The organism is Actinospica acidithermotolerans, assembly GCF_018139625.1.
GTDB lineage: Bacteria > Actinomycetota > Actinomycetes > Streptomycetales > Catenulisporaceae > Actinospica > Actinospica acidithermotolerans.
The window spans coordinates 1-23,108 of sequence record NZ_JAGSOH010000112.1; the positions used below are offsets into that span (position 1 = coordinate 1).

At 71.8% G+C, this 23,108-nt stretch carries 21 protein-coding genes; 12 read left to right on the forward strand and 9 right to left on the reverse strand.

The features are described 5' to 3' along the window. The 3 genes from KDK95_RS27335 to KDK95_RS27345 form a co-directional block, all read right to left on the reverse strand. On the reverse strand, positions 1 to 1,720 hold a 1,720-nt coding region (locus tag KDK95_RS27335; protein ID WP_212521179.1), incomplete at its 3' end, for an AAA family ATPase. An 18-nt stretch (positions 1,721 to 1,738) separates the two neighbouring features. Next, a complete protein-coding gene (locus KDK95_RS27340; RefSeq protein ID WP_212521180.1) occupies positions 1,739 to 2,860 on the reverse strand; it encodes a metallophosphoesterase family protein in 1,122 nt (373 codons plus the stop codon). Positions 2,861 to 2,868: 8 nt separating this feature from the next. Continuing rightward, the gene (locus tag KDK95_RS27345) at positions 2,869 to 4,266 is read right to left on the reverse strand and encodes a hypothetical protein (protein ID WP_212521181.1); all 1,398 of its coding nucleotides are present in this window, start codon (positions 4,264 to 4,266) and stop codon (positions 2,869 to 2,871) included. Between the two features lie 211 nt (positions 4,267 to 4,477). On the opposite strand from KDK95_RS27345, the gene lepA reads away from it, so the two are divergent. After that, positions 4,478 to 6,340 (forward strand): translation elongation factor 4, encoded by a 1,863-nt coding sequence (gene lepA, locus KDK95_RS27350; RefSeq protein ID WP_307844708.1) that lies wholly within the window; start codon positions 4,478 to 4,480, stop codon positions 6,338 to 6,340. 54 nt (positions 6,341 to 6,394) lie between these two features. Here the strand turns inward: lepA and KDK95_RS27355 are convergent, their stop codons facing one another. Beyond that, positions 6,395 to 7,372, reverse strand: a complete 978-nt coding sequence (locus KDK95_RS27355) for a GNAT family N-acetyltransferase (protein WP_212521182.1) — start codon at positions 7,370 to 7,372, stop codon at positions 6,395 to 6,397. A 163-nt stretch (positions 7,373 to 7,535) separates the two neighbouring features. Between KDK95_RS27355 and hemW the strand changes: the two genes are divergently transcribed. Beyond that, positions 7,536 to 8,756, forward strand: a complete 1,221-nt coding sequence (hemW, locus tag KDK95_RS27360) for a radical SAM family heme chaperone HemW (protein WP_212521183.1) — start codon at positions 7,536 to 7,538, stop codon at positions 8,754 to 8,756. 108 nt (positions 8,757 to 8,864) lie between these two features. On the opposite strand, the gene KDK95_RS27365 is transcribed toward hemW, so the two are convergent. The 3 genes from KDK95_RS27365 to KDK95_RS27375 all read right to left on the reverse strand — a co-directional run bounded on the left by KDK95_RS27365 (position 8,865) and on the right by KDK95_RS27375 (position 11,880). Continuing rightward, a complete protein-coding gene (locus KDK95_RS27365) occupies positions 8,865 to 9,590 on the reverse strand; it encodes a response regulator transcription factor (protein WP_212521184.1) in 726 nt (241 codons plus the stop codon). After that, a complete protein-coding gene (locus KDK95_RS37190; protein ID WP_212521185.1) occupies positions 9,587 to 10,831 on the reverse strand; it encodes a sensor histidine kinase in 1,245 nt (414 codons plus the stop codon). The genes KDK95_RS27365 and KDK95_RS37190 overlap by 4 nt, the downstream gene beginning before the upstream one ends. Before the next feature lie 197 nt (positions 10,832 to 11,028). Then, positions 11,029 to 11,880: a DUF3097 family protein gene (locus tag KDK95_RS27375; protein ID WP_372463395.1), complete on the reverse strand. Its 852-nt coding sequence runs from the start codon at positions 11,878 to 11,880 to the stop codon at positions 11,029 to 11,031. Positions 11,881 to 12,028: 148 nt separating this feature from the next. Between KDK95_RS27375 and hrcA the strand changes: the two genes are divergently transcribed. The 3 genes from hrcA (at position 12,029) to KDK95_RS27390 (ending at position 15,179) form a co-directional block, all read left to right on the forward strand. After that, positions 12,029 to 13,063 carry a heat-inducible transcriptional repressor HrcA gene (hrcA, locus tag KDK95_RS27380; protein WP_504799576.1) on the forward strand — a complete coding sequence of 345 codons (1,035 nt, stop codon included), beginning with the start codon at positions 12,029 to 12,031 and terminating at the stop codon, positions 13,061 to 13,063. A gap of 67 nt (positions 13,064 to 13,130) precedes the next feature. Next, the gene (gene dnaJ, locus KDK95_RS27385) at positions 13,131 to 14,261 is read left to right on the forward strand and encodes a molecular chaperone DnaJ (protein WP_212521188.1); all 1,131 of its coding nucleotides are present in this window, start codon (positions 13,131 to 13,133) and stop codon (positions 14,259 to 14,261) included. A 93-nt stretch (positions 14,262 to 14,354) separates the two neighbouring features. Then, positions 14,355 to 15,179 carry a 16S rRNA (uracil(1498)-N(3))-methyltransferase gene (locus tag KDK95_RS27390; protein WP_212521189.1) on the forward strand — a complete coding sequence of 275 codons (825 nt, stop codon included), beginning with the start codon at positions 14,355 to 14,357 and terminating at the stop codon, positions 15,177 to 15,179. 13 nt (positions 15,180 to 15,192) lie between these two features. On the opposite strand, the gene KDK95_RS27395 is transcribed toward KDK95_RS27390, so the two are convergent. Then, a complete protein-coding gene (locus KDK95_RS27395) occupies positions 15,193 to 15,711 on the reverse strand; it encodes a hypothetical protein (protein WP_212521190.1) in 519 nt (172 codons plus the stop codon). 132 nt (positions 15,712 to 15,843) lie between these two features. Between KDK95_RS27395 and KDK95_RS27400 the strand changes: the two genes are divergently transcribed. The 6 genes from KDK95_RS27400 (at position 15,844) to KDK95_RS36295 (ending at position 20,875) form a co-directional block, all read left to right on the forward strand. Next, positions 15,844 to 16,251, forward strand: a complete 408-nt coding sequence (locus KDK95_RS27400; RefSeq protein ID WP_307844711.1) for an HIT domain-containing protein — start codon at positions 15,844 to 15,846, stop codon at positions 16,249 to 16,251. Between the two features lie 181 nt (positions 16,252 to 16,432). Further along, a complete protein-coding gene (locus KDK95_RS27405; RefSeq protein ID WP_212521191.1) occupies positions 16,433 to 17,470 on the forward strand; it encodes a PhoH family protein in 1,038 nt (345 codons plus the stop codon). An 8-nt stretch (positions 17,471 to 17,478) separates the two neighbouring features. Then, on the forward strand, positions 17,479 to 17,967 hold the full coding sequence (ybeY, locus tag KDK95_RS27410; RefSeq protein ID WP_212521192.1) for an rRNA maturation RNase YbeY: 489 nt from the start codon (positions 17,479 to 17,481) through the stop codon (positions 17,965 to 17,967). A gap of 82 nt (positions 17,968 to 18,049) precedes the next feature. After that, positions 18,050 to 19,345: a hemolysin family protein gene (locus tag KDK95_RS27415; RefSeq protein WP_307844713.1), complete on the forward strand. Its 1,296-nt coding sequence runs from the start codon at positions 18,050 to 18,052 to the stop codon at positions 19,343 to 19,345. Between the two features lie 21 nt (positions 19,346 to 19,366). Next, a complete protein-coding gene (locus KDK95_RS27420; RefSeq protein WP_212521193.1) occupies positions 19,367 to 19,711 on the forward strand; it encodes a cytidine deaminase-like protein in 345 nt (114 codons plus the stop codon). Between the two features lie 9 nt (positions 19,712 to 19,720). Continuing rightward, positions 19,721 to 20,875, forward strand: coding sequence for an LCP family protein (locus tag KDK95_RS36295; RefSeq protein ID WP_212521194.1), 1,155 nt, complete (start codon positions 19,721 to 19,723; stop codon positions 20,873 to 20,875). On the opposite strand, the gene KDK95_RS27430 is transcribed toward KDK95_RS36295, so the two are convergent. Continuing rightward, positions 20,859 to 21,023 (reverse strand): hypothetical protein, encoded by a 165-nt coding sequence (locus KDK95_RS27430; protein WP_212521195.1) that lies wholly within the window; start codon positions 21,021 to 21,023, stop codon positions 20,859 to 20,861. The two genes, KDK95_RS36295 and KDK95_RS27430, sit on opposite strands and share 17 nt — an antisense overlap. 418 nt (positions 21,024 to 21,441) lie before the next feature. On the opposite strand from KDK95_RS27430, the gene KDK95_RS27435 reads away from it, so the two are divergent. Further along, complete coding sequence (locus KDK95_RS27435) at positions 21,442 to 22,425, forward strand: acyl-ACP desaturase (RefSeq protein WP_307844715.1); 984 nt, start codon at positions 21,442 to 21,444, stop codon at positions 22,423 to 22,425. Positions 22,426 to 23,108: the final 683 nt, after the last annotated feature.

Consider the following 23,108-nt stretch of genomic DNA (forward strand, 5'->3'; position numbering starts at 1 on the left):
AGTTGGCGGCGGAGGCGGGGGACGTCGCCTCGTGGGAGGCGATCTTTTCGCGGAGGACGGCCAGGCGGGAGCGCAACTGGGCTGCGGACTCGTCGTATTGGGCCGCTTTGATCGCGGTCTTCGCGTCGCGTTGTTCGTCTCGGGCCGCGCGCCATTGCTGCTCAGCGTGTTTGGCGGCGCCCAGGTCGGCGACGTTCGCCGCCGCGCACAGTTCGCGGTAGCGGTCGAGGGTCTTGCGCTCGGCTGCTCGGCGTTCCTGCTCGTCGCTGCCCGGGCGGACTACTACGCGGACGGAGCCGGGGACCTCGATGGTGCGCGTTTCCAGGACGGGGAGGGTGGTCGTGTTGGCCTCGCCCGAGTCGGCTGAGGCGCCCGAGTCGGAGGAGCCGGCCAGCGGGTCGGTGGCGCCGTCGGCCGAGTCACGGGCGCCCCCGACGGCCGCGGGGGCTCCGTCGATTAGCACCTGCGGGTCGCCTAGGCGGGTCACGGCGACTGTGGCGGCGTTGGCGGTCAGCTGGTCGTGCGCTTTCTCCCAGGCGCGGTGCGCTTCGTCGATGCCGGCGAGCACGATGTCGGTGACCTGGCACGCTTCTAGGCGCGCCTCGGCCTCGTCGAGGCGGTGCTGGGCTGCTTCGAGGCGCGCCAGGATCGCTTGGGCCTGTTCGGCCTCGGCCTGGTCGCGGCGCCAGGCTACGTCGGCGGCGGCTAGGCGGGCGGCCGCTTTGGCGGACTCGCGTTCGGCGGCGCTGGCGCGCAGGCGTTCGTCGGCCAGCGCCGCCTCGTGCTCGGCGGCGGTGAGTTCGGTCTGCTGGGTGGCGGCGTCGGACTGGTTGGTGGTGAGCCGCTCGGCTAGGCGCTCCACCTCGGCTTCCTGGCGCGCGATCGCTTCGGCGTCGGCTAGGACCGCCTCGAGGGCGAGTTGCTTCGCCGACGCTTCTGCCGCCTCCTTCGACTGCTCCTCCAGCTGCCTGAGGCGGGCCGCCGCCGCGTTCAGCTGCTCGGCGCCGTCCGCGATCTGACGGCGGGTCCGCTGGTGGTCGGCCAGGTCGCCGTCCGCCGCCGCCAAGTTCGCCTTGGCCTCGGCGTACGCGGCGTTGGCGGCGTCCAGCGCCTCGCGTGCGGCTTTGTAGTCGCCGGTGGGCTGGAAGCGCTTCTCCGTGAAGTAGCGCTCGAACTCGGCTTTGGCCTTCTCGAAAAGCTCCTCTTCGGGGCCGCGACGCACCGCGCTGAGCTGCTCCGCCTCGCCCGCCATCGCGGGCACCGAGGCGTAGCCGCCGACCGAGGCCTGGCCGAGGGGAGCGCCCTGGTCGACGCGCAGCCTGCGCCACAGGTCCTTGTCCACACCGTTCTCGGCGAGCATGCCGTTGAAGCGCTCGTGCGCCTGCGGGCCGCTGTACTGGGCGGGGGTCGGCGAGAGGATCCGCAGCTCGGTCTGCGCGGACCGGAGCCAGCGCTTGCGGTAGACGAGGCGGTGCGGGCCGAGGCTGAGCTCGGCCTCCACCTCCGGGCCCACGTCGCGGCCGGTGGGCTGGGTCGCCGTGACCCGGCTGTGCCGCGAGGTCGCGGGCAGGTCGATGAGCAGGTCGAGCGCGTCGACCAGCGAGGACTTGCCGATCTCGTTCGGGCCGCAGACCAGCGTGACGCCGTGCTCGGTGAACGCGACCTCGCGCGCGGCCACGCCCCTGAAGTCGGTCAGCCTGATCCGGTGCAATCGCAGCATGTTCCCCTCCCCGCCCTCTCAGTTCCCGGCCAGCCGCAGCAGCAGCCGCAGGGCGTCGTTCGCCGCCTCGCCGCCCTGGTCGCGCAGCGCGGCGGCGGTCTCGGCGACGAAGCCGGTGAGCGCCAGGTCGTCCAGGTCGGTGTCCTCGGGGCGGCCGCGCAGCGTGCTGCGGCCCGATTCGAGGATCGCCGCGAAGCGGTGGCCGCGGCTCTCCAGGCCGGCGCGCAGCCGCTCGGACTCGGCCAGGCCGAGTACGCCGGACAGGATCGGCTTGGCGACGGTCTCCCACTTGTCCGGGAAGGCGTCGAGCCAGCCCAGCACGGCGTCCACGTCGGCGGGCTCGGTCAGTTCGAAGCGCTGCTCGCGGAAGGTCCAGGTGGCCAGGTGATGCGGCGTCACCTCGATGGAGCGGCCGGGGCCGAGCTCGACGGCGAGCGCGTAGCCGGGGTCCGGATCGCGGGTCGCGGTCGGCTCGGGGCTGCCGGAGTACCAGATCCGGCCCGAGTCGCCCACGGACGTCTTCGAGTGCCGGTCGCCGAGGGCCACGTAGTCGATCCGGCCCGCGGCGACGGCCTGGTCGAGGCGGGAGGTGGAGATCGGGTCGGCCATCATCGCGCCCGCCAGCGAGTCGACCGCCCCGTGGCCCACCGCGATCCGGATCGTGCCGGGGGACGGCGGGTCGAGACGGAGCGCGAGGCGGTCGATCTGCTCGTCCGGCGCCTGCTTCGAGAACCACGGCGCGACCAGCAGTTCCACGCCCGGCCGCACCTCGACCAGGCCGGGGGCGTCGAGCACCCGCACCCGCTCGCCGGCCTGCGCGCGGAACCAGTCCGAGCGGTAGATCCCCGACTCGGTCAGCGGGTCGTGGTTGCCCGGCAGCAGGTAGACCGGCACCGCAAGCGCGCTCAGCCGTTCCAGCGCCGGCTCCGCCGTACGCGGCTTGACCTGCGCGTACTCGAAGACGTCGCCGCACACGACGATGAACTCGCAGCGCTGCTGCTCGGCCAGCCGCCCGATCTCCCGGATCGCGTTGATCCGCGCCCGGTCGTACGCGCCCTGGTGCTCGCCGAGCCAGTGCCGCGTCATTCCCAGCTGCCAGTCCGCGGTGTGCAGGAAGCGGACGGTCCCGGTCTGCGCCACGACGCCGCCTACTCCTCGTCGCCCTCGTCGTCCTCGACGTCGAACACGTACTCGTCCGCGTCTTCGTCGTCCTCCTGCTCCGTGCCGCGCGCCTCGTCGACCAGCTGCTGCAGCACCTCGGACAGGTCCATGCCTGCGTTGACCTTGTAGTCGCGGACCGGGATCGCCTCGTACTCCTCGCGCAGGCCGGCGACCTCGTCGTCCAGGTAGACCTGGGTGAACGCGCGGGTCAGCTCGGGCAGCGCCTCGCGCCACAGCCGCAGGCCCTCCTCGCCGAAGCCGCGCCGCTCGTTGGTGAACTCGGCCCACGCGGTGAGCACGGCCGGGACCAGCATGGCCTCGACCTCGGTCAGCTCGATCGTCTCGGCGAACTCGTCCAGCAGGTAGCCGCCGAGGCTGATCGGGCCGAAGCCGACGGCGGTGCGGTCGCTCAGGGCCGCGACGTCCGCGAAGACCGTGGCCAGCGCGCCGGCCAGTTCGGGGTCGGCGAGCTCGGCGGCCTGCTTGGAGGCCAGGAACGCCTCGACCGTCTCGCGCACGTCCTCGGCGCTGCCGACCGCGGTGTCCGAGACGTCGGGCTCAGGCAGCAGTTCGAGACGCGCCGAGAGCAGCGCCCACAGGCCGACCGGGCTGGTCATCTCCAGCTCCTCCGGGTCGAGCCCGGCCTCCTCGGCGATCGCGAGCAGCTCCTCCGGGTCCTCCGGGCCCTCGGACAGCAGCCGGTCGAGGGCCTCGGCCAGCAGCGTGCGCGCCTGGACCGGCGTCAGTTCGCTGATGTACAGCTTGGCCTCGCCCTCCTCGTTCGCGCGCATCCCCTCGGCCAGCTCGGCCGCGCCGCCGGGGACCACGAGCACCCGCTCCAGCACCGGGCCGCCGCGGTCGGAGACGTAGCAGCTCACGGTGTGCTCCTCGCCGCCGCGGCGGAAGCCCAGGTTGATCGTCCCCGCGTCGCCGAACAGGTCGCCCGCGCGGAAGACGGAGGTCGGCTCGACCTCGTGGGCCCGGCGCAGCCAGCCCGGCTCCTTGACCCCGGCCGCGGCCAGCTCGTCCGCGGTGCGCAGCGCCTCCTCGCGGGTCCACTCCTCGCCGACCATGGCCAGCGCGCGCAGCCCGGCCAGCGCCTCGGGACGGCGCTTCTGCTTGCCGAAGTAGTCGAGCAGCTCGCCGAACTGCTCCTCGAAGACGTCGTCCGGGTCCTCCTCGTCCGCCTCGTCCTCGCCGAACCACGAGGTCTCGAACAGGGCGCCGAGGGCGAAGGAGCCCCACAGCTCGGCCTCGACGACATCCGTCTCCGGGTCGAGGAGGGCCTTCGCCTCCTCCAGGAACTTGGCGTACGGGGACGCCGGGGCGTGCTGCACGTGCTTGTGCGGGCGCTTCGGCTTGCGGCTGCGGCTCACGGGGCTCATGCGCGGAATTCTGCCAGCCCTTCCGGACATCAGCGCGCGCTCCCGGAATTCGCTCGCGGAAATCTCCGGCCGCGATCTCCGGCCACGGCTCGCCCGGGGGACGCTTCGGGCGCGCTTCCGGCACGGGCCGCGCACCGGTCAGCCGGAGGTTTCCGCTGCGCGCCAGGCCATGGGACCATGGTGACTGCCCCTACCAGTCGAAGGATCCCGCGTGCCTGCCCTGCCGACCGACATCCCGTTGCCGTCCAAGACGGACCCGGCGCTGATCCGCAACTTCTGCATCATCGCGCACATCGACCACGGCAAGTCCACGCTGGCCGACCGCATGCTGCAGCTGACCGGCGTGGTCGACGAGCGGCAGATGCGCGCGCAGTACCTCGACCGGATGGACATCGAGCGCGAGCGCGGCATCACCATCAAGTCGCAGGCGGTCCGGCTGCCCTGGCGGGTGGACGGCACGACGCACGTGCTCAACATGATCGACACCCCGGGGCACGTGGACTTCACCTACGAGGTCTCCCGCTCGCTGGCGGCCTGCGAGGGCGCGATCCTGCTGGTGGACGCGGCGCAGGGGATCGAGGCGCAGACCCTCGCCAACCTGTACATGGCGCTGGAGAACGACCTGACGGTCATCCCGGTGCTGAACAAGATCGACCTGCCGGCCGCGCAGCCGGAGAAGTACTCCGAGGAGCTCGCCAAGCTGATCGGCTGCGAGCCCGACGAGGTGCTGAAGGTCTCCGGCAAGACCGGCGCGGGCGTGCCCGAGCTGCTCGACCACGTGGTGCGCACGCTGCCCAAGCCGATCGGCGACCCGGCGGGCAAGAGCCGCGCGATGATCTTCGACTCGGTCTACGACTCGTACCGCGGCGTGGTCACCTACGTCCGGGTGGTGGACGGCTATCTGTCCAAGCGCGAGCGCATCCTGATGATGTCGACCGGCGCCACGCACGAGCTTCTGGAGATCGGCGTCATCTCGCCCGAGCCCAAGCCGGCCGACGGGCTCGGCCCGGGCGAGGTCGGCTACCTGATCACCGGCGTGAAGGACGTGCGCCAGTCGAAGGTCGGCGACACGATCACCGCGCAGAACAAGGGCGCCACCGAGGCGCTGGCCGGGTACAAGGACCCGAAGCCGATGGTGTTCTCCGGCATCTACCCGATCGACGGCTCGGACTACCCGCTGCTGCGCGACGCGCTGGACAAGCTGCAGCTCAACGACGCGGCGCTGGTCTACGAGCCGGAGACCTCGGCGGCGCTCGGCTTCGGCTTCCGCGTCGGCTTCCTCGGCCTGCTGCACCTGGAGATCATCCGGGAGCGGCTCGAGCGCGAGTTCAACCTCGACCTGATCGCCACCGCCCCGAACGTGGTCTACCGGGTGATCATGGAGAACGGCGAGGAGCACACGGTCACCAACCCGAGCGAGTTCCCCTCGGACGGCAAGATCGCCGAGGTCTACGAGCCGACGGTGCGCGCGACGGTGCTGGCCCCGAGCGAGTACATCGGCGCGATCATGGAGCTGTGCCAGGGCCGCCGCGGCAGCCTGCTCGGCATGGACTACCTCTCCGAGGACCGGGTCGAACTGCGCTACACGCTGCCGCTCGGCGAGATCATCTTCGACTTCTTCGACCAGCTGAAGTCCAAGACCCGCGGCTACGCCTCGCTGGATTACGACGTGGACGGCGAGCAGGTGGCCGACCTGGTCAAGGTGGACATCCTGCTGCACCACGAGAAGGTGGACGCCTTCTCCGCGATCGTGCACAAGGACCGCGCGTACAACTACGGCGTCAAGATGGCCGAGCGGCTCAAGGACCTGATCCCGCGCCAGCAGTTCGAGGTCCCGATCCAGGCCGCGATCGGCGCCCGCGTCATCGCCCGCGAGTCGGTCCGCGCCATGCGCAAGGACGTGCTCGCGAAGTGCTACGGCGGCGACATCTCGCGGAAGCGGAAGCTGCTGGAAAAGCAGAAGGAGGGCAAGAAGCGGATGAAGATGGTCGGCCGGGTCGAGGTCCCGCAGGAGGCCTTCATCGCCGCGCTCTCCTCCGACTCCGACGGGCCCTCGGACGCGAAGAAGAAGTAGTCCGCGTCCGAGGGGCGGTGTGCGCGGCCCGGTCGGCCGAGGTCCGGCCGAGGGTCAGCCGAGCGCGCACATCATCGGGGCGTGCAGCCGGAGCTGGTCCATCGGCAAGGGGCCGTCGCCGCGCACCATGTGCGTGCAGGCGTAGGACGGCTTGAGGCCGTGGCCGCAGGCCCAGGCGGACAGGTCGTCGCCCTCCACGTCCACGTCCAGCCGGAGCCGGTCCTCGACGCCCTCGGCCAGGTCGGTGATCAGGTCGCGGGCGCCGGCCACGTCGGGGGCCACCACCGGGCCGAGGCCCATCAGGCCGTCGCCGCGCCAGAGCGCGCCGTAGCCGGTGATCAGCCCCTCCTCGTTCCGCAGCACCCTGACGCGCTCGGCGAACTTGGGCAGCCGCTTGAGCAGCGCGGTGCGGTGCACGCCGTAGACCTCGTGGTCCAGCCGGGCCAGCTGCAGCAGGTCCTCGGGGGTGGCGGCCTGCGAGCGCCCGGCCCGGGCGCCGGTCGGGTCGAACACTCCGACGTGCGCCTCGACGGTGCCGAAGGGCTTGAAGCCGAGCCGCTCGTAGAGCGGACGGCCCTCCGCCGTGGCGTGCAGGACCAGGGTGGCGCCGGGCGCCTGGTCGACGACGTGCTGCACGATGCGCCGGCCGTAGCCCTGGCGCTCGTGGCTCGGCGCCACGAGGACCATGCTGATCGCGCCGAAGCCCTGGCCGTACCTGGTCAGCACGGTGCTGGCGATCAGCTTGCCGGCCTCGTCCTCGATGCCGTAGACCTCGCCGACCTCGAAGAGCAGGCCCCACTTGCGCTGCTCGGCGCCCCAGTCCCGGCTGACGCCCAGTTCGCTGCACCGCCGCAGGTCGGCGTCGGTGAGCCGGCGCACGGCCGCGGCCGCGCCGCCGGCGGTGGCCGTGTCCCGGGCCTCCAGGCCGTCCAGCCCGTTGACGAGCTGTTCGAGCTGCTCCGCGCCGTCGACGGCGATCTCCTCGACGGCGTCCTGGACGGCGGGGGCGGGGTTTCGAGAAGTGAGAGTCACCCGGCCTTCATAACCGGCGCGGGGGGCCGGCGCCACTCGAATTCGCCGCGCCACGCGGGGAATGCGGCCCGACCGGTCGAACGATTGGGTCAATCGGGGCAATGCCGCGATATCGGCGGGGGTGCCCATGACGGCCGCGCGCGGCGGCTGAGACAATGGGCAGATGCCTTCCGTACAACTCGACGGCGAACCGGTCCCGGCCGACGGCGCACTGCCGCGGGAGTCCCTGGGCTCGTTCGGCGCGCGCCCCTTCGGCTTCTACGTGCACGTCCCGTACTGCGCGAGCCGCTGCGGCTACTGCGACTTCAACACCTACACCGCCACCGAGCTGGGCGGCGGCGCCTCCCAGGCCGGGTACGCGCAGCACGCGATCGCGGAGATCCGCCAGGCCCGCAAGGTGCTCGGCGAGTCGTACGTGCCGGTCGAGACGGTCTTCTTCGGCGGCGGCACGCCCACGCTGCTGCCCGCCAAGGACCTGGTCGCGATGCTCAAGGCGATCAAGGGCGAGTTCGGTCTCTCCGCGGACGTGGAGGTCACCACCGAGGCCAATCCGGAGTCGGTGGACGAGAAGTACCTGGTCGAGCTGGCCGAGGGCGGCTTCAACCGGATCTCCTTCGGCATGCAGTCCACCCGCCCGCACGTGCTGGAACTGCTGGAGCGCAGGCACACGCCGGGCCGCCCCGAGCAGTGCGTGCGCTGGGCGTACGACGCGGGATTCGAGCAGGTGAACCTGGATCTGATCTACGGCACGCCGGGGGAGACCGAGGATGACTGGCGCGCGTCGCTGGAGGCGGTGATCTCCGCGTACCCGGACCACGTCTCGGCCTACTCGCTGATCGTCGAGGACGGCACCCGGCTCGCCTCCCGGATCCGGCGCGGGGAACTGCCCATGATCGACGAGGACGTGCACGCCGACCGCTATCTGATGACGGATCAGCTGCTCGGCGAGGCCGGCTACCGCTGGTACGAGGTGTCCAACTGGGCCGTTTCCGAGGACGCGCACTGCCGGCACAACATGCTCTACTGGACCGGGGCCGACTGGTGGGGCGTTGGCCCGGGCGCGCATTCGCACATCGGCGGGACGCGCTGGTGGAACGTCAAGCACCCGACCGCGTACGCGCAGCGGATCGAGGCCGGGCACTCCCCGGGCCTGGCGCGCGAGGTGCTGACGGCCGAGGACCGGCGGATCGAGCGGATCCTGCTGGAGCTGCGGATCGCGGAGGGCCTCGAACTGGGCGTGCTCAGCGAGAAGGGCCGCTCGGCGGCCGAGCTCGCCCTGCAGGAGAAGCTGCTGGAGCCGCTGCCCTTCGCCGACGGCCACGCCGTGCTGACGCTGCGCGGGCGGCTGCTGGCCGACGCGATCGTCCGCGACCTGACGGACTGACGGATGGACGGACTGACGGACTGACGGATCACGCGGCCGGGGCGCGGGTCGGTTCGGCTCGCGGCCCGGGTCACGGCGCGGGTCATGGTTCGGCTTACGGCGCGCGGCTCACGGCGCCGCGTTGAGCAGGCCGCTCTCGTAAGCCGCGATGACCAACTGGGCGCGGTCGCGCGCGGCGAGCTTCATCAGCAGGCGGCTGACGTGCGTTTTCACGGTGGCCGCGGCGAGGTGCAGGTGGGCGGCGATCTCGGCGTTGGACATGCCGCGCCCGATCAGCACCAGCACCTCGCGCTCGCGTTCGGTCACGCCCTGCAGGCTCTGGTGCGGCGCCGTGGCGGGTTCGGGGCGGCGGGCGAACTCCTCGATCAGACGGCGCGTCACGGTCGGCGCCAGCAGCGCCTCCCCGGCCGCGATGACCCGGATCGCGGTCACCAGGTCGTCCGGCGGCGTGTCCTTGAGCAGGAAGCCGCCGGCACCCGCCCTGAGCGCCGAGAAGACGTACTCGTCGAGATCGAACGTCGTCAGGATCAGCACGCGCGGGCCGGTCCCGACGCCTCCCTCGGCCTTGTCCGCGGAGATGATCTCGCGCGTCGCGGTGATGCCGTCCATGCGCGGCATCCGGACGTCCATGAGCACCACGTCGGGACGGTGCTTGGCGGCGAGCTCCACCGCCTCTGCGCCATCGGCGGCGGTACCGACGACGTGCATGCCGGGCACGGCGTCCACGAGGGCCGCGAAGGCGCTGCGGACCAGGGCCTGGTCGTCGGCGATGAGGACGCTGACGGCCGGTTCGTCGCCCGCCCCGGCCGCATCGGGGGGAAATCGGGTGCTCACGCCGGGACCGCCTCGAGCGGGGCGGAGATCGGCAGCCGCGCCGCGACCCGGTACCCGCGCACCGGAAGCGGCCCGGCTTCGAGGCTGCCGCCGTGCAGCGCCGCGCGCTCGCGCATGCCGACGAGGCCGTGCCCGGCACCGGACATCGCAGCCCGCGCGCCCGCGCCGTCGTCGACGATCTCGATCGCCAGCTCCTCCGGCTCATAGCGCAGGTCGACGCGCGCGCGGTCGGTCGCGGCGTGCTTGACGACGTTCGTCAGCGCCTCTTGGACGATGCGGTATGCGGACAACTCCAGCCCCTCCGGCAGTTGGCGCACGTCGCCCCCGACGCGCAGGTCCACGCTCGTCCCGGCCGCGTGCATCCCGTCGACCAGCTCTCCGAGGTCGGACAGCGCGGGGGCCGGGCTGCTCGCGGCGCGTTCCCCCTCCGCGCGCAGCACGCCGAGCAGCTGGCGCATGTCCCGCAGCGCCTGGCGGCCCGTCGACTCTATCGATTCGAGCGCCGCCGACGCCCGCTCCGGCATCTCCGCGTCGATGTAGCGGGCCACGCCGGCCTGCACGGTGATCACGCTCATCGCGTGCGCCACGACGTCGTGCAGTTCGCGGGCGATACGCAGCCGCTCCTCGGCCGCCGAGCGCGCCGCCAGCTCCTGCTGCGCGCGCACCTGCTGCGCGGCCTGGATCTTCACAGCCTCGACGTAGCTGCGCTGCCGGTACACGGCCAGGCCCAGCGCCCAGCCCGCAGACTCGATCGCGACCGGCGTCGCCGCCGTGCCGAGCAGTTGCCACCAGACCGGATGCGGGTGCAGCGTGCTCGCCGGCGGCGCGCTCAGATAGATGGCCGTCGTCGTCAGGACCGCGCCGGCGAGCAGCGGTCCGGATCGGCGCGGCGGCCGGGTCGAGGCGACGACGTAGAGGATCAGCGAGACGGTCAGGAAGGAGTCGCGTTCGAACCCGAGCAGCCAGGCGGCGGCCGAGCTCAGCACGGCGACGCTGAGCGAGGCGAGCGGGGCCAGACGTCGGGTTGCCACCGCGAGGGCCGAGAGGAGCGCGATGCACAGGCCCGTCCAGATCGGCACGCTGAGCACGTGCAGCATCGAGGGACGGAGCGCGGAGTAGATCATCAGGGCGCCGAGCACGGCCGCCAGGCTCGCATCGGCGGCGAGCAGTCCGCGGGACCGAAGCATCGGGACGTCGCCGACGGCTTTCGTCGTTCCGGGAGATTCACTGAGCGCGCTCACGCCTCCACGCTAGACGTCCCCGCGGCCGGAGCACATCAGCCCGCAGACCGGCGCGCGGCGTCATACCCGAGCTGTATCTCGGATGGCCGGAGTAATGGCCGGGGTATCCGGCTGGCTTCCTGATCGCCGCGGTCTGGCGCCTGGGGCGGCCGGACGCCAGCGCGGTCGGCGGTGCCGTGGGACGGCTAGTGGGACGGCTAGGGCGCGGTCACGAAGTCGATCAGCGCCTCGACCGGGCCGAGCAGCGCCGGCTCCAGGTCCTTGTACGAGTTCACCGTCCCGAGGATCCGCGCCCACGCCCGGCGCGGATCCAGCGGCCAGCCCGGGTCCTTCCGGTGCAGCCGCTCGCAGACCCCGTCCTTCCAGACCTCGGCCTTCGGCACCACCGGCCAGGCCGCGATGCCGACCGAGGCGGGCTTGACGGCCTGCCAGATGTCCACGTAGGGGTGTCCGAGCACGAGGATGCAGTCCTCGCGGCCGCGCTGCAGCCGGTCGGCCGTGCGCGTCTCCTTGCTGTTCGGCACCAGGTGGTCGAGCAGCACGCCGAGCCTGCGGCCCGGCCCGGGCCGGAACTCCGCGGCGATCTCGTGCAGCTCGTCCACGCCGCCCAGCATCTCCACCACGACGCCCTCGAGCCGCAGGTCGTCGCCCCAGACCCGCTCGACGAGCTCGGCGTCGTGCTTGCCCTCGACGTAGATCCGGCCGGCTCTCGCGACCCGCGCGCGCCGGCCGTGCACCGCGACGGAGCCGGAGGCCGTACGCCCGGAACGGGACTCGACCGGCGCCGCCGGGCGCGGCCTGACCAGCGTCGCGGCCTGCCCCTCGAACAGGAAGCCGGGACCGAGCGGGAACACGCGGTGCTTGCCGTGCCGGTCCTCCAGGGTGACGGTGTATCCGCCGGCGGCCTTCTCGACCCGCACGACGGCGCCGCAGAACCCGGTCTCCACATCCTCGACGACGAGGCCGCCCGCCGCCTCGATCTCGACCGCCGGCTTGCGCCGGGGCGCGTGGGACGGCAGGTCCCCGGGAATGTTCCGCTGTACGTTCACCACGAGCCGAGGGTAGACCAAGGGCCGGCGCCAAGCCTTACACTGGAGTTGCGAAAGCTGGCACTCCCGGTAAGCGAGTGCCAACCGCCGAGTAACGAAGCGTTCGAGAACCGCCGACCAGGAGGTGCGCACCGTGGACGAGCCGAAGCTGGATCGCCGCCGCCTGGACGTGCTGCGGGCCATCGTCGAGGACTACGTCGCCACCCAGGAGCCGGTCGGCTCGAAGGCCCTGGTGGAACGGCACAACCTGGGCGTGTCCCCGGCGACCATACGCAACGACATGGCCCTGCTCGAGGAGGAGGGCTACATCCACCAGCCGCACACCAGCGCCGGCCGGGTGCCCACCGACAAGGGCTACCGGCTGTTCGTGGACCGGCTCACCAACGTCAAGCCGCTGACCACGGCCGAGCGCCGGGCCATCCACAGCTTCCTGGACGAGGCGCTGGACCTGGACGACGTGGTCTCCCGCACGGTCCGCCTGCTCGCGCAGCTGACCAGGCAGGTCGCGGTGGTGCAGTACCCCTCGCTGACCCGCTCCGCGGTCCGCCACGTGGAACTCGTCGGGCTCGCCCCGACCCGGATCATGCTGGTGCTGATCACCGACACCGGCCGGGTCGAGCAGCGCGTGGTCGAGGTCGTTCCGCTGGAGGAGTCCGCGCTCGGCGAGCTGCGGGCCCGGCTGAACGCCGAGATCGTCGGCCGCCGGCTGTCCGAGGTGCCGGGCCTGCTCGAGGACTTCGCGCGGCGCCGGCCCGCCGGAGAGGCGCCCCCGGCCGGCGCCGCGCCGTCCGCGGTGGACGCGCTGTGCGCCGTGCTGCTGGAGATGATCGTGGAGCAGCGCGAGGAGCGGATCGTGTTCGGCGGCACCGCCAACCTGGCCCGTTTCGGCCAGGATTTCCCGGACACCATCCACCCGGTGCTCGAGGCGCTGGAGGAGCAGGTGGTGCTGCTCAAGCTGCTCGGCGAGGCCACGGCGCCCTCGCTGCTGACGGTGCGCATCGGCCGGGAGAACGAGCTCGACCAGCTCACCTCGACCTCGGTGGTCACCAGCGGTTACGGCCGGGGCGACGATACGTTAGCGCAGCTCGGGGTGCTCGGACCGACGAGAATGGACTACCCGGGCACTATGGGGGCGGTCTCCGCCGTTGCCAGATACGTCGGCCGTATTCTCGAACAGGCGTAAGGCGTAGCCTGGGCGAGGGCCGATTGCCGGGAATCCTCACGACCAACAGCAGTGGAGAAGACGTAACGTGGCGACCGACTACTACGCGGTCCTCGGGGTCAGGCGGGACGCCACCCAGGACGAGATCAAGAAGGCGTACCGCCGGCTTGCCCGCGAACTGCACCCGGACGTCAACCCGGACCCGCAGACCCAGGAGCGGTTCAAGGAGATCGGCCTCGCCTACGAGGTGCTCTCCGACCCGCAGAAGCGCCAGGTCTACGACCTGGGCGGCGATCCGCGCAACTCGGCGGCCGGGGCGGGCGCGGGCGGCTTCGGGCCGGGCTTCGCGTTCAGCGACATGCTCGACGCCTTCTTCGGCGGCGGGGGCCAGCGCGGCCCGCGCTCCCGGGTGCAGCGCGGCCAGGACGCGCTGATCCGGGTCGAGATCAGCCTGCAGGACGCCGCCTTCGGCACCCAGCGGGACATCCAGGTGGACACCGCCGTGGTCTGCCCGACCTGCAACGGCGACGGCGCGGCCCCCGGCACCCAGCCGGTGACCTGCGACATGTGCCGCGGCCGCGGCGAGGTCTCCCAGGTGACCAGGTCCTTCCTCGGCCAGGTGATGACCTCGCGGCCCTGCCCGCAGTGCCAGGGCTACGGCACCATCGTGCCCACCCCGTGCGTGGAGTGCGCGGGCGACGGCCGGGTGCGCACCCGCCGGACGCTGACCGTGAAGATCCCGCCGGGCGTGGACAACGGCACCCAGATCAAGCTGGCCGGCGAGGGCGAGGTCGGCCCCGGAGCCGGCCCCGCGGGCAACCTCTACATCGAGATCGTCGAGGAGCCCCACGACATCTTCCAGCGGCGCGGGGACGACCTGCACTGCACCGTGACGATGCCGATGACCGCCGCCGCGCTGGGCACCAAGATCCCGTTGCAGACCCTGGACGGCCAGGTCGAGCTCGACATCCGGCCCGGCAGCCAGTCCGGCCAGTCGATCACCATGCGCGGCCGCGGCATCCAGCACCTGCGCGGCACCGCCCGGGGCGACCTCGTCGTGCACATCGAGGTGCAGACACCGAAGGCGCTGGACGCTGAGCAGGAGGCGCTGCTGCGCAAGCTGGCCCAGCTGCGCGGCGAGGAGCGCCCGTCCGGCACCTTCGCGCCCGGTCAGCAGGGCCTCTTCTCCCGGCTCAAGGACGCGATCAACAACCGCTAGCCGAGCCGAGCCCCAGCCCGCACCGAGCCTGACCGGCCCGCACCGAGCCGGTCAGGCCGGCACCGAGACTCGAACCGAGCCGAACCGACACCGATGACAGCCCCCGTTTTCCACGCCCCGCGCGAGCTGCTGGCGGGCGCCGGCACCGTCCGCCTGGACGGCCCCGAAGGACGCCACGCCGCGGTGGTGCGCCGCCTCCAGCCCGGCGAGTCCGTCGATCTGACGGACGGCCAGGGCCTGGTGGCGCACTGCGTGGTGGCGCGGACCATGGGCAACGCGCTGGACCTCGATGTCGTACAGGCCGTCGAGGAGCCGGCGCCGAACCCGCGCCTGACGATCGTTCAGGCACTCGCCAAGGGCGACCGCGGCGAGACGGCCGTGGAGACCATGACCGAGATCGGGGTGGACGTCATCGTGCCCTGGTCCGCCTCCCGCTCGATCACCCAGTGGAAGGCCGACCGCGGCGCCAAGTCGCTGGAGAAGTGGCGCAGCACCGCCCGCGAGGCGGCCAAGCAGTCCCGCCGCGCCTGGTGGCCCGAGGTCGCCGAGCCCGCCACCACGGCGGCGGTGGCCAGGCTGCTGTCGGCGGCCGCCCTCGCGATCGTCCTGCACGAAGAGGCCGAGTCGGCGCTCGCGGACGTGGCCCTGCCGAGAGCCGGCGGCACCACGGACGACGGGGCGGCGGGCGCGGCGGACGGCCGGGTGGCCGGCACCCCGGACGCCAGCTCGGCGGGCGCGGCGGGGGCGGACATCGTGCTGGTCGTCGGCCCCGAGGGCGGCATCTCGCCCGAGGAACTCGCCAGGTTCGCCGAAGCGGGCGCCCAGCCCTACCGGATGGGCCCGACGGTCCTGCGGACCTCCACCGCGGGCACGGCCGCCGCGGCGGTGCTGCTGGCGCGGTCCGGTCGGTGGAGCTAGCGAGCTGCGCGGGTCACGCGCAGACCTCGTCCGTCCGGGTGTCGCCCTCGATGAAGCCGCCGGGGGCGCTCGGCGGGTAGTAGAAGTAGTGGCCCTCGCCCTCGTAGCAGGTGCCGGGCACGACGGGGACCGCCGCCGACCAGTAGGCGGGGCCGCCGACGCCGTCGATCGCGGTGGCGGCGCCGTCGATGGCGCCGCGGGTTTCGTCGTAGACGGCCATGCCGACGTCATAGCGCACGTGCAGGGCGCGGAACCGCGACGAGGCGAATGAGTAGCCGTACATCGCGTGGCAGGAGGGGGAGTAGAACTCCTCGACCGAGAAGGCGACGATGCCCTCGTAGATCTCGTGCCCGGCCCGGCCGACCTGAATGCGGTCGGCGCACGGCTGGACCGGCACGGTGGCGGCGAGGGCGGACACGGCCGCGGTGGGGACGGCGGCCGCGTGGGAGACGTCGGCGCACAGGACGGGCACGGTGGCCAGCGTCACCGTCAGCGCGGCGGTGGCGATGACGTGGGCGGCGAGGCGGTCCATGGGTTTACCCCTAGCGTGATCTGCGGTGAATCGGGCGTCTGATAGCTTTGCGACGTCGGAGCGAGACGTTACACAGGGTTGGACTCTCGAACGGGCCGAGGATCGCCGACCCTGAACGGAAAGGACTCGAACGTGGGACAGACGATCACCGCATCGGGCGAATCCGGCGCTCCGGCTACAACCTCCGACCCCGATTGCGTCTTCTGCTCGATCCTCGCCGGCAAGATCCCGTCCGCCGCCGTCCGGGAGAGCGAGCGGATCTACGCGTTCCGCGACATCGCCCCTCAGGCGGCCGTGCACGTGCTGGTGATTCCCCGCACGCACGAGTACGCCAACGCCGGCGAGATCGCCTCCGGCGATCCGGAGCTGGCGGCCGAACTCCTGCGCGAAGCGGCGGCGGTGGCGAAGGGCGAGGGGCTGGCCGAGGGCGGCTACCGGATCGTGCTCAACACCGGGCACCACGCCGGGCAGACGGTCTACCACGTGCACGCGCACGTGCTCGGCGGCGAGCCGCTCGGCCGCTTCGGGGCGCCGGAGTAGCGCTTCGCCGCAGCGCCCCGGCCGCGTCGGTTCGCCGGAGCATTCGCCGGAACACCCACCGGAGCATTCGTCGGAATAAATGCCCGGGCCGCGGACGTTGCCGCTGGGTACCATGGAGACCCGAACCGCAGCACGCGAAGCAGTCCAGAGGGTGTGATTTCAAGGCCGTCAGGCCTGAGCTATGTCCGAGACGTCCGAGCAGCAGACCACGATCAAGATCACCATTCCCGCGGCACACCCCATGGTCGCGGTCCTCGGGCACGGGGACGGCATCCTCCGGACGATCGAGAAGCAGTTGCCCTCGCTGGACATCCACGTGCGCGGCAACGAGATCACGGTCAGCGGCCCCGAGGCGGACGTGGAGCTCGTCCGCTCGCTGTTCGACGAGATCCTGATCGTGCTGCGCACCGGCGCCGCGCTCAGCGAGGACTCGGTGCGCCGCTCGATCACCCTGCTGCAGGCCGCGGGCCGCGGCGAGGAGAGCCTGCGCCCGGCCGAGGTGCTGACTCAGAACATCCTGTCCAACCGCGGCCGCACGATCCGTCCCAAGACGGTCAACCAGAAGCGGTACGTGGACGCGATCGACAAGAACACGGTCGTGTTCGGCCTCGGTCCCGCGGGTACCGGCAAGACCTACCTGGCGATGGCCAAGGCCGTGCAGGCGCTGCAGAGCAAGGAGATCAGCCGGATCATCCTGACCCGGCCCGCGGTCGAGGCCGGCGAGCGGCTCGGCTTCCTGCCCGGCACGCTGTACGAGAAGATCGACCCGTACCTGCGGCCGCTCTACGACGCGCTGCACGACATGATCGACCCCGACTCGATCCCGAAGCTGATGGCCGCCGGGACGATCGAGGTCGCCCCGCTGGCCTACATGCGCGGCAGGACGCTCAACGACGCGTTCATCATCCTGGACGAGGCGCAGAACACCTCGGCCGAGCAGATGAAGATGTTCCTCACCCGGCTCGGCTTCGGCTCCAAGGTCGTCGTCACCGGCGACACCACGCAGGTGGACCTGCCGTCCGGCGTCCAGTCCGGGCTGCGCGTGGTGCAGGACATCCTCGAGGGCATCGACGACATCGCCTTCTGCCGCCTGACCAGCACGGACGTGGTCCGGCACCGGCTGGTCGGGGAGATCGTGGACGCGTACGGGCGCTACGACGCCCAGCAGCAGGCCGAGCAACCGCGCCGCAGACCGGGCGGGCCCCGCCGCGTGGGATGATGCGGGTTATGTCCATCGATATCAACAACGAGTCCGGGGTCGAGGCCGACGAGGCCGCGATCGTCGCGCTGGCCCGCTTCGTCCTCGCCGAGATGGGCATCCACCCCCTCGCCGAGCTGTCCATCCTGCTGGTGGACGCGGGCGCGATGGAGCAGCTGCACATCCAGTGGATGGACGAGCCCGGCCCGACCGACGTGCTCTCCTTCCCGATGGACGAGCTGCGCCCGGCCCGCGCCGAGGACGACAACGAGCCGACGCCCGGCCTGCTCGGCGACATCGTGCTGTGCCCCGAGGTCGCGGAGAAGCAGGCGGTCGCGGCCGGGCACTCCACCGCGCGCGAGCTCGACGTGCTGACCACGCACGGCATCCTGCACCTGCTGGGCTACGACCACGCCGAGCCGGAGGAGCACGAGGAGATGTTCGGGCTGCAGAACGAGCTGCTCGAGGCCTGGGCCGCGAGCCGGGGAAGCGCCGGCCAGGGGGGCGCCACCCGGTGAGCGAGCCTGCGAGTCAACCCTCAACCGAGGCGGCCGCCCGGAGGCGGCGGACGCGGAGGCCGAGCGCGGGCGAGGCGGTCGCGTGAGCGACACGGAGGCCTGGCTGCTGGTCGGCGCCGCGGTCGCGGTGGCGATCGCCGGATCGGCGGCCTGCGTGGACGCGGCGCTGGCCCGGGTGTCCCGGGTGCGCGCGGACGAGATGGCCGAGCAGGGCGTGCCCGGCGCGCAGCGGCTGGTGCGGGTGACCGCCGATCCGGCGCGCTACTTCAACCTCGTGCTGCTGGTCCGGGTGACCTGCGAGATGGCCGCCGCGGTGCTCGTGGCACTCGTCTGCGTGCGCGAGTGGGGCGTGAGCTGGAAGGCCGGGGTGCTGGCCACGCTCATCATGGCGGTCATCTCCTACGTCGCCATCGGCGTCAGCCCGCGCACCCTCGGCCGCCAGCACGCGCCGCGGATCGCCGTGGTCGGCGCGGCGGTGCTGATCCCGCTCGGCCGCATCATGACGCCGTTCACCAGGGCGCTGATCGTGCTCGGCAACGCGGTGACGCCGGGCAAGGGCTTCCGCGAGGGGCCGTTCGCCACCGAGGCCGAGCTGCGCGCGCTGGTGGACATCGCCGAGCAGCACAGCGAGATCGAGGCCGAGCAGCGCCGGATGGTGCACTCGGTCTTCGAGCTCGGAGACACCCTGGTGCGCGAGGTGATGGTGCCGCGCACCGACATGATCTTCATCGAGCGCGGCAAGACGCTGCGCCAGGCGCTGACCCTCGCTCTGCGCAGCGGGTTCTCCCGGATCCCGGTCGTCGGCGAGAACACCGACGACGTGCTCGGCATCGTCTACCTGAAGGACCTCGCCGGGCGGGTGCACGAGCACCACGCGGGGGAGAGCGTCGAGCTGGTCGAATCGGTGATGCGGCCGGCGACGTACGTGCCCGACTCCAAGCACGCCGACGAGCTGCTGCGCGACATGCAGGCCGAGCGGATCCACCTCGCGATCGTCATCGACGAGTACGGCGGCACGGCCGGCCTGGTGACGATCGAGGACATCCTGGAGGAGATCGTCGGCGAGATCACCGACGAGTATGACGAGGACCGCGAGCCGGTGCAGTGGCTGGGCGAGCCGGGCGACCTGGCGGCCGGGGCCCGGGTGACGGCGCGGCTGGACCTGGACGAGCTCGGCGAGCTGTTCTCCCGCGATCTCGAGGACGAGGACGTGGAGACCGTCGGCGGGCTGCTGGCCAAGATGCTCGGCAAGGTGCCGATTCCCGGCGCCTCGGTCGAGCTGGACGGGCTGAGCCTGACCGCCGAGTCGGCCGAGGGGCGCCGCCGCCGGATCGGCACCGTGCTGGTGCGCGAGCTGCCGCGCGACCCCGAGGACTGAGGCGCCCTCTAAGCTGATGCCATGAACGCTGAGCTGGACCCGGAAGACGCGAAGATCATCACCCTGGCCCGCTCGGCGCGGGCCCGCTCCGGCGCCGCGGCCGGCGCCGCCGTGCGGGACGAGACCGGCCGCACGTACGCCGCGGTGGACGTCAGCCTGCCCTCGCTCTCGCTCAGCGCCCTCCAGGTGGCGGTGGCGATGGCGGTCTCCTCGGGCGCCGAGTCGCTGGAGGCGGCCGCGGTGGTGTCCGCCGCCGAGCCGGCCGAGGCGGATCTCGCCGCGGCACGGGAGATGAAGGCGGCACGCGTGTTGCTGGCGGGAATCGACGGCGCGTTCGTCAAGTCATACGAGAATTCCGGTCACTAGTCTGGCCTCGTGAGCGGATACGAGCCGGACGACCTGATGCCGGAGCAGTCCTCGACGTACGGCGGGCTGCGCGGCAAGAAAGCCAAGACGCCCCGTGAGGACTCTGGATGGTTCCTGCCCGACGGCGCGGGCGGGGACAGACCGCCGCGCAAGCGGCGCCGGTGGGGCCGGATAATCGGCCTCACCGCGCTCGGCGTGGTGCTCGCGCTGATCATCACGGGGGTGGCCAGCTGGTTCTGGGCCTCCGGGAAGCTGACCCACGTCGGCGCGCTGACCGACTACTCGGGCCGGCCGGCGCAGGGGGTGGGCACGAACTGGCTGCTGACCGGCTCGGACGGCCGCGACACGCTGTCCGCCGCCCAGCAGAGGGAGCTGCACACCGGTTCGAGCTCCTCGATCACCGGCGCCCGCACCGACACGATCATGATCCTGCACTACGGTTCGAGCGGACCCGACCTGATCTCCATCCCGCGCGACTCGTACGTGGCCATCCCGGCGTACCGCGACTCGAAGGGCGCCGAGCACTCGGCCTCGCACAACAAGATCAACGCCGCCTACGACTTCGGCGGCGCGCAGCTGCTGGTGCAGACGGTCGAGCAGAACTTCGGCATCCGGATCGACCACTACCTGGAGATCGGCTTCCTCGGCATCGTCAACATGGTCAACGAGGTCGGCGGCGTGAACATGTGCCTGAAGTCGGCGATCCACGACAGCAAGTCCGGCGCGAACCTGTCCGCGGGCTGCCAGACGATCGACGGGACCCAGGCGCTCGCCTTCGTCCGCTCGCGCTACTCGCTGCCCAATTCCGACATCAGCCGGATGTCCGACCAGCAGGCCTTCATCAAGGCCGTCGTCGCCGCGGCCGACCGCCCCGGCGTCTACCTGAACCCGTTCACGCTCTACCCGTTCGCCGGCGCTGTGCTGAACTCCATCGCGGCCGACGACGGCACCGGGCTGTCCGACCTGCTCGACATGGCCTCGCACGCCAAGCCGCTCGGTTCGAGCGGCGGTACCAGCGGGACGATGCCGATCGCGAACGAGGGCTTCTTCGTCTCGAACATCGGCGACACGGTGGAGATCGACAAGACGAGGGCGGCCGAACTGATCGCGGCCGTGAACCAGGACAAGGCCATTCCGTCGGGGCTGCTCAACCACCTCGGGTGAACAGGTCCTTGAGCGCGATCATGCCGAGCACGAGAGCGCAGCCGACCACGCCGACGACGACCGCCGCGCCGGGTCCGCTGCCCTCGTGCGCGGCGAGCAGGCCGAGGATCGCGCCGACGCCGGCGGCCGGGAGCAGATTCGCGCGCATGGCAGAAAAATAGCCGGAGAAAGCGCATCGCCGCACCGGTGCGGCGGCGCGGCGATGTCTGTTTCTCTCGCCGCCGGGACTCAGGGACCCGGCGGACGTTCTGGGCCCCGGCGCGCTCTCGGCGCCTTCCCGGGGTCCACCCTCGCCCTCTAGCGTGGCCCAGGTCACTCGATTTGTCAATTGCGGCAACAAAATCGCCATAATCGGCGACTCTCCGTCACCCCGCGTGAGCCGCCGCATCCTCTGGGCGGCTCCCGGGCTACCTTTCGGCGCACGGTGCGGAAAATTGCTTGACTTCTTAACGTTCTCTACGCGCTGAAAGCTAGCGCTGCGCTCGATCTTGGGCTACGGTAACGTAACTTACGCATCCGTAACCGTAGCTTCGCATGCGCCGCCCCGTCAGTCCAGGAGATCCGAAGTGAGCCTCACCGCAGAGCACCCGCAGGCCCCGAGCACGCCGCTGCGCGGCGACCTGAGCCAGACCGCGGTACTGCTGGAACTCGAGCCGGTCGTCGAGGCGAACCTCAACCGGCACCTGTCCGCGGCCAAGGAATGGTTCCCGCACGCCTACGTCCCGTGGAGCGAGGGGCGCGACTTCGACGGACCGCTCGACGGCGAGGCCTGGGAGGTGGGCCAGTCCCGGCTGGACGAGACGACGCGCACCTCGCTGATCCTCAACCTGCTGACCGAGGACAACCTGCCGAGCTACCACCATGAGATCGCCACGCTCTTCGGCCGCGACGGGGCCTGGGGCACCTGGGTGCACCGCTGGACCGCCGAGGAGGGCCGGCACGGCATCGCGATCCGCGACTACCTGCTCGCCACCCGCGCGGTGGACCCGGTGGAGCTGGAGCGGGCCCGGATGACGCACATGTCCCAGGGCTACGTCTCGCCGAACTCGCACCACCCGATCAACTCGATCGCCTACGTCTCCTTCCAGGAGCTGGCGACCCGGATCTCGCACCGCAACACCGGCGCGTACTCCGGCGACAAGGTGTGCGACCAGCTGCTGCAGAAGGTCGCCAACGACGAGAACCTGCACATGGTCTTCTACCGCAACCTGCTCGGCGCGGCCTTCGAGCTCGCGCCGGACCAGAGCATGCGGGCCGTGGTGGACGTGGTCAAGAACTTCCAGATGCCGGGCGCCGGGGTGGAGAACTTCGGCCGCAAGTCGGTGCAGATGGCGGTCGCGGGCATCTACAACCTGCGCATCCACCGCGACGAGGTGCTCAACCCGGTGCTGCGCAACGTCCGCATCTTCGAGCGCACCGACCTCGGCCCCGAGGGCGAGCGGGCCCGCGAGGAGCTCGTCGAGATCATGGACGCGCTCGACGGCGCGGCCGCCCGCTTCGAGGAGAAGGTCGCGGCGCGCAAGGCCCGCGAGGCGGCCCGCAGGGCCTGAGCCCTTTGCGTTAGTCCGCGCTCGGCGCCTTCCCGCCTCCGCTAACTGAATGCTCTTATCAATATTCAGCCATGAAGAGTAAGGCTGAGTGACCTCTGCGATCGTCGGACGTTGCGCAGGGAAGGCAGGCCCACCGGCCCGCCGTCCTCCGACTGATCACCAGAGGTCCCCATGTACGACTCGGCCAAGCGCAGCCTGGCCCTCGTCGTCGCCACGGGCGGCATGCTGTTGACCGGCATGGCCTTCTCCCCGGCCTTCGCGGCCGCGGGAGTCGGAGCGAACCAGGGCCCAGCGCAGGCCCCGGGCGCGCAGAGCGACGCGAGCGTCTCGTCGTCGCCACCGGTCATCACGGCAGGCTCCGCGAGCGGCGTACCGGCACCGCCAGGCGTGTTGGCGGCCCCTCCGAGCGCAGACGACCACAAGAGTTCCGCGGAAGGCAGCGCGCCGACCACGCCGGGTTCCCCGGTGGCCGGGTCGGGGGGCGCCAGCGCCACCGCGCGGACTCAGGTCGGCGACGGTCTCAACCCGGGTGGCAATCCGCAGGTCGCCATGCACGCGTGCGGCGATCAGACCTGCCCGAGCACCGGCCCGACGAGCCCGACCCCGACGTGCACGTGCTCGTCGCCGTCGAGCAGCCCGCCAACGACGCCGCCCACCACCCCGTCCTCGACGCCGCCCACCAC

What these genes read in the sequence shown, in the direction of transcription:
- KDK95_RS27345 (WP_212521181.1), bottom strand. Translation starts at nt 4,266, where the DNA reads ATGAGCCCCGTGAGCCGCAGCCGCAAGCCGAAGCGCCCGCACAAGCAC.
- hemW (WP_212521183.1), top strand. Translation starts at nt 7,536, where the DNA reads ATGCCTTCCGTACAACTCGACGGCGAACCGGTCCCGGCCGACGGCGCA.
- KDK95_RS27390 (WP_212521189.1), top strand. Translation starts at nt 14,355, where the DNA reads ATGACAGCCCCCGTTTTCCACGCCCCGCGCGAGCTGCTGGCGGGCGCC.
- KDK95_RS27395 (WP_212521190.1), bottom strand. Translation starts at nt 15,711, where the DNA reads ATGGACCGCCTCGCCGCCCACGTCATCGCCACCGCCGCGCTGACGGTG.
- KDK95_RS27405 (WP_212521191.1), top strand. Translation starts at nt 16,433, where the DNA reads ATGTCCGAGACGTCCGAGCAGCAGACCACGATCAAGATCACCATTCCC.
- ybeY (WP_212521192.1), top strand. Translation starts at nt 17,479, where the DNA reads ATGTCCATCGATATCAACAACGAGTCCGGGGTCGAGGCCGACGAGGCC.
- KDK95_RS27420 (WP_212521193.1), top strand. Translation starts at nt 19,367, where the DNA reads ATGAACGCTGAGCTGGACCCGGAAGACGCGAAGATCATCACCCTGGCC.
- KDK95_RS27430 (WP_212521195.1), bottom strand. Translation starts at nt 21,023, where the DNA reads ATGCGCGCGAATCTGCTCCCGGCCGCCGGCGTCGGCGCGATCCTCGGC.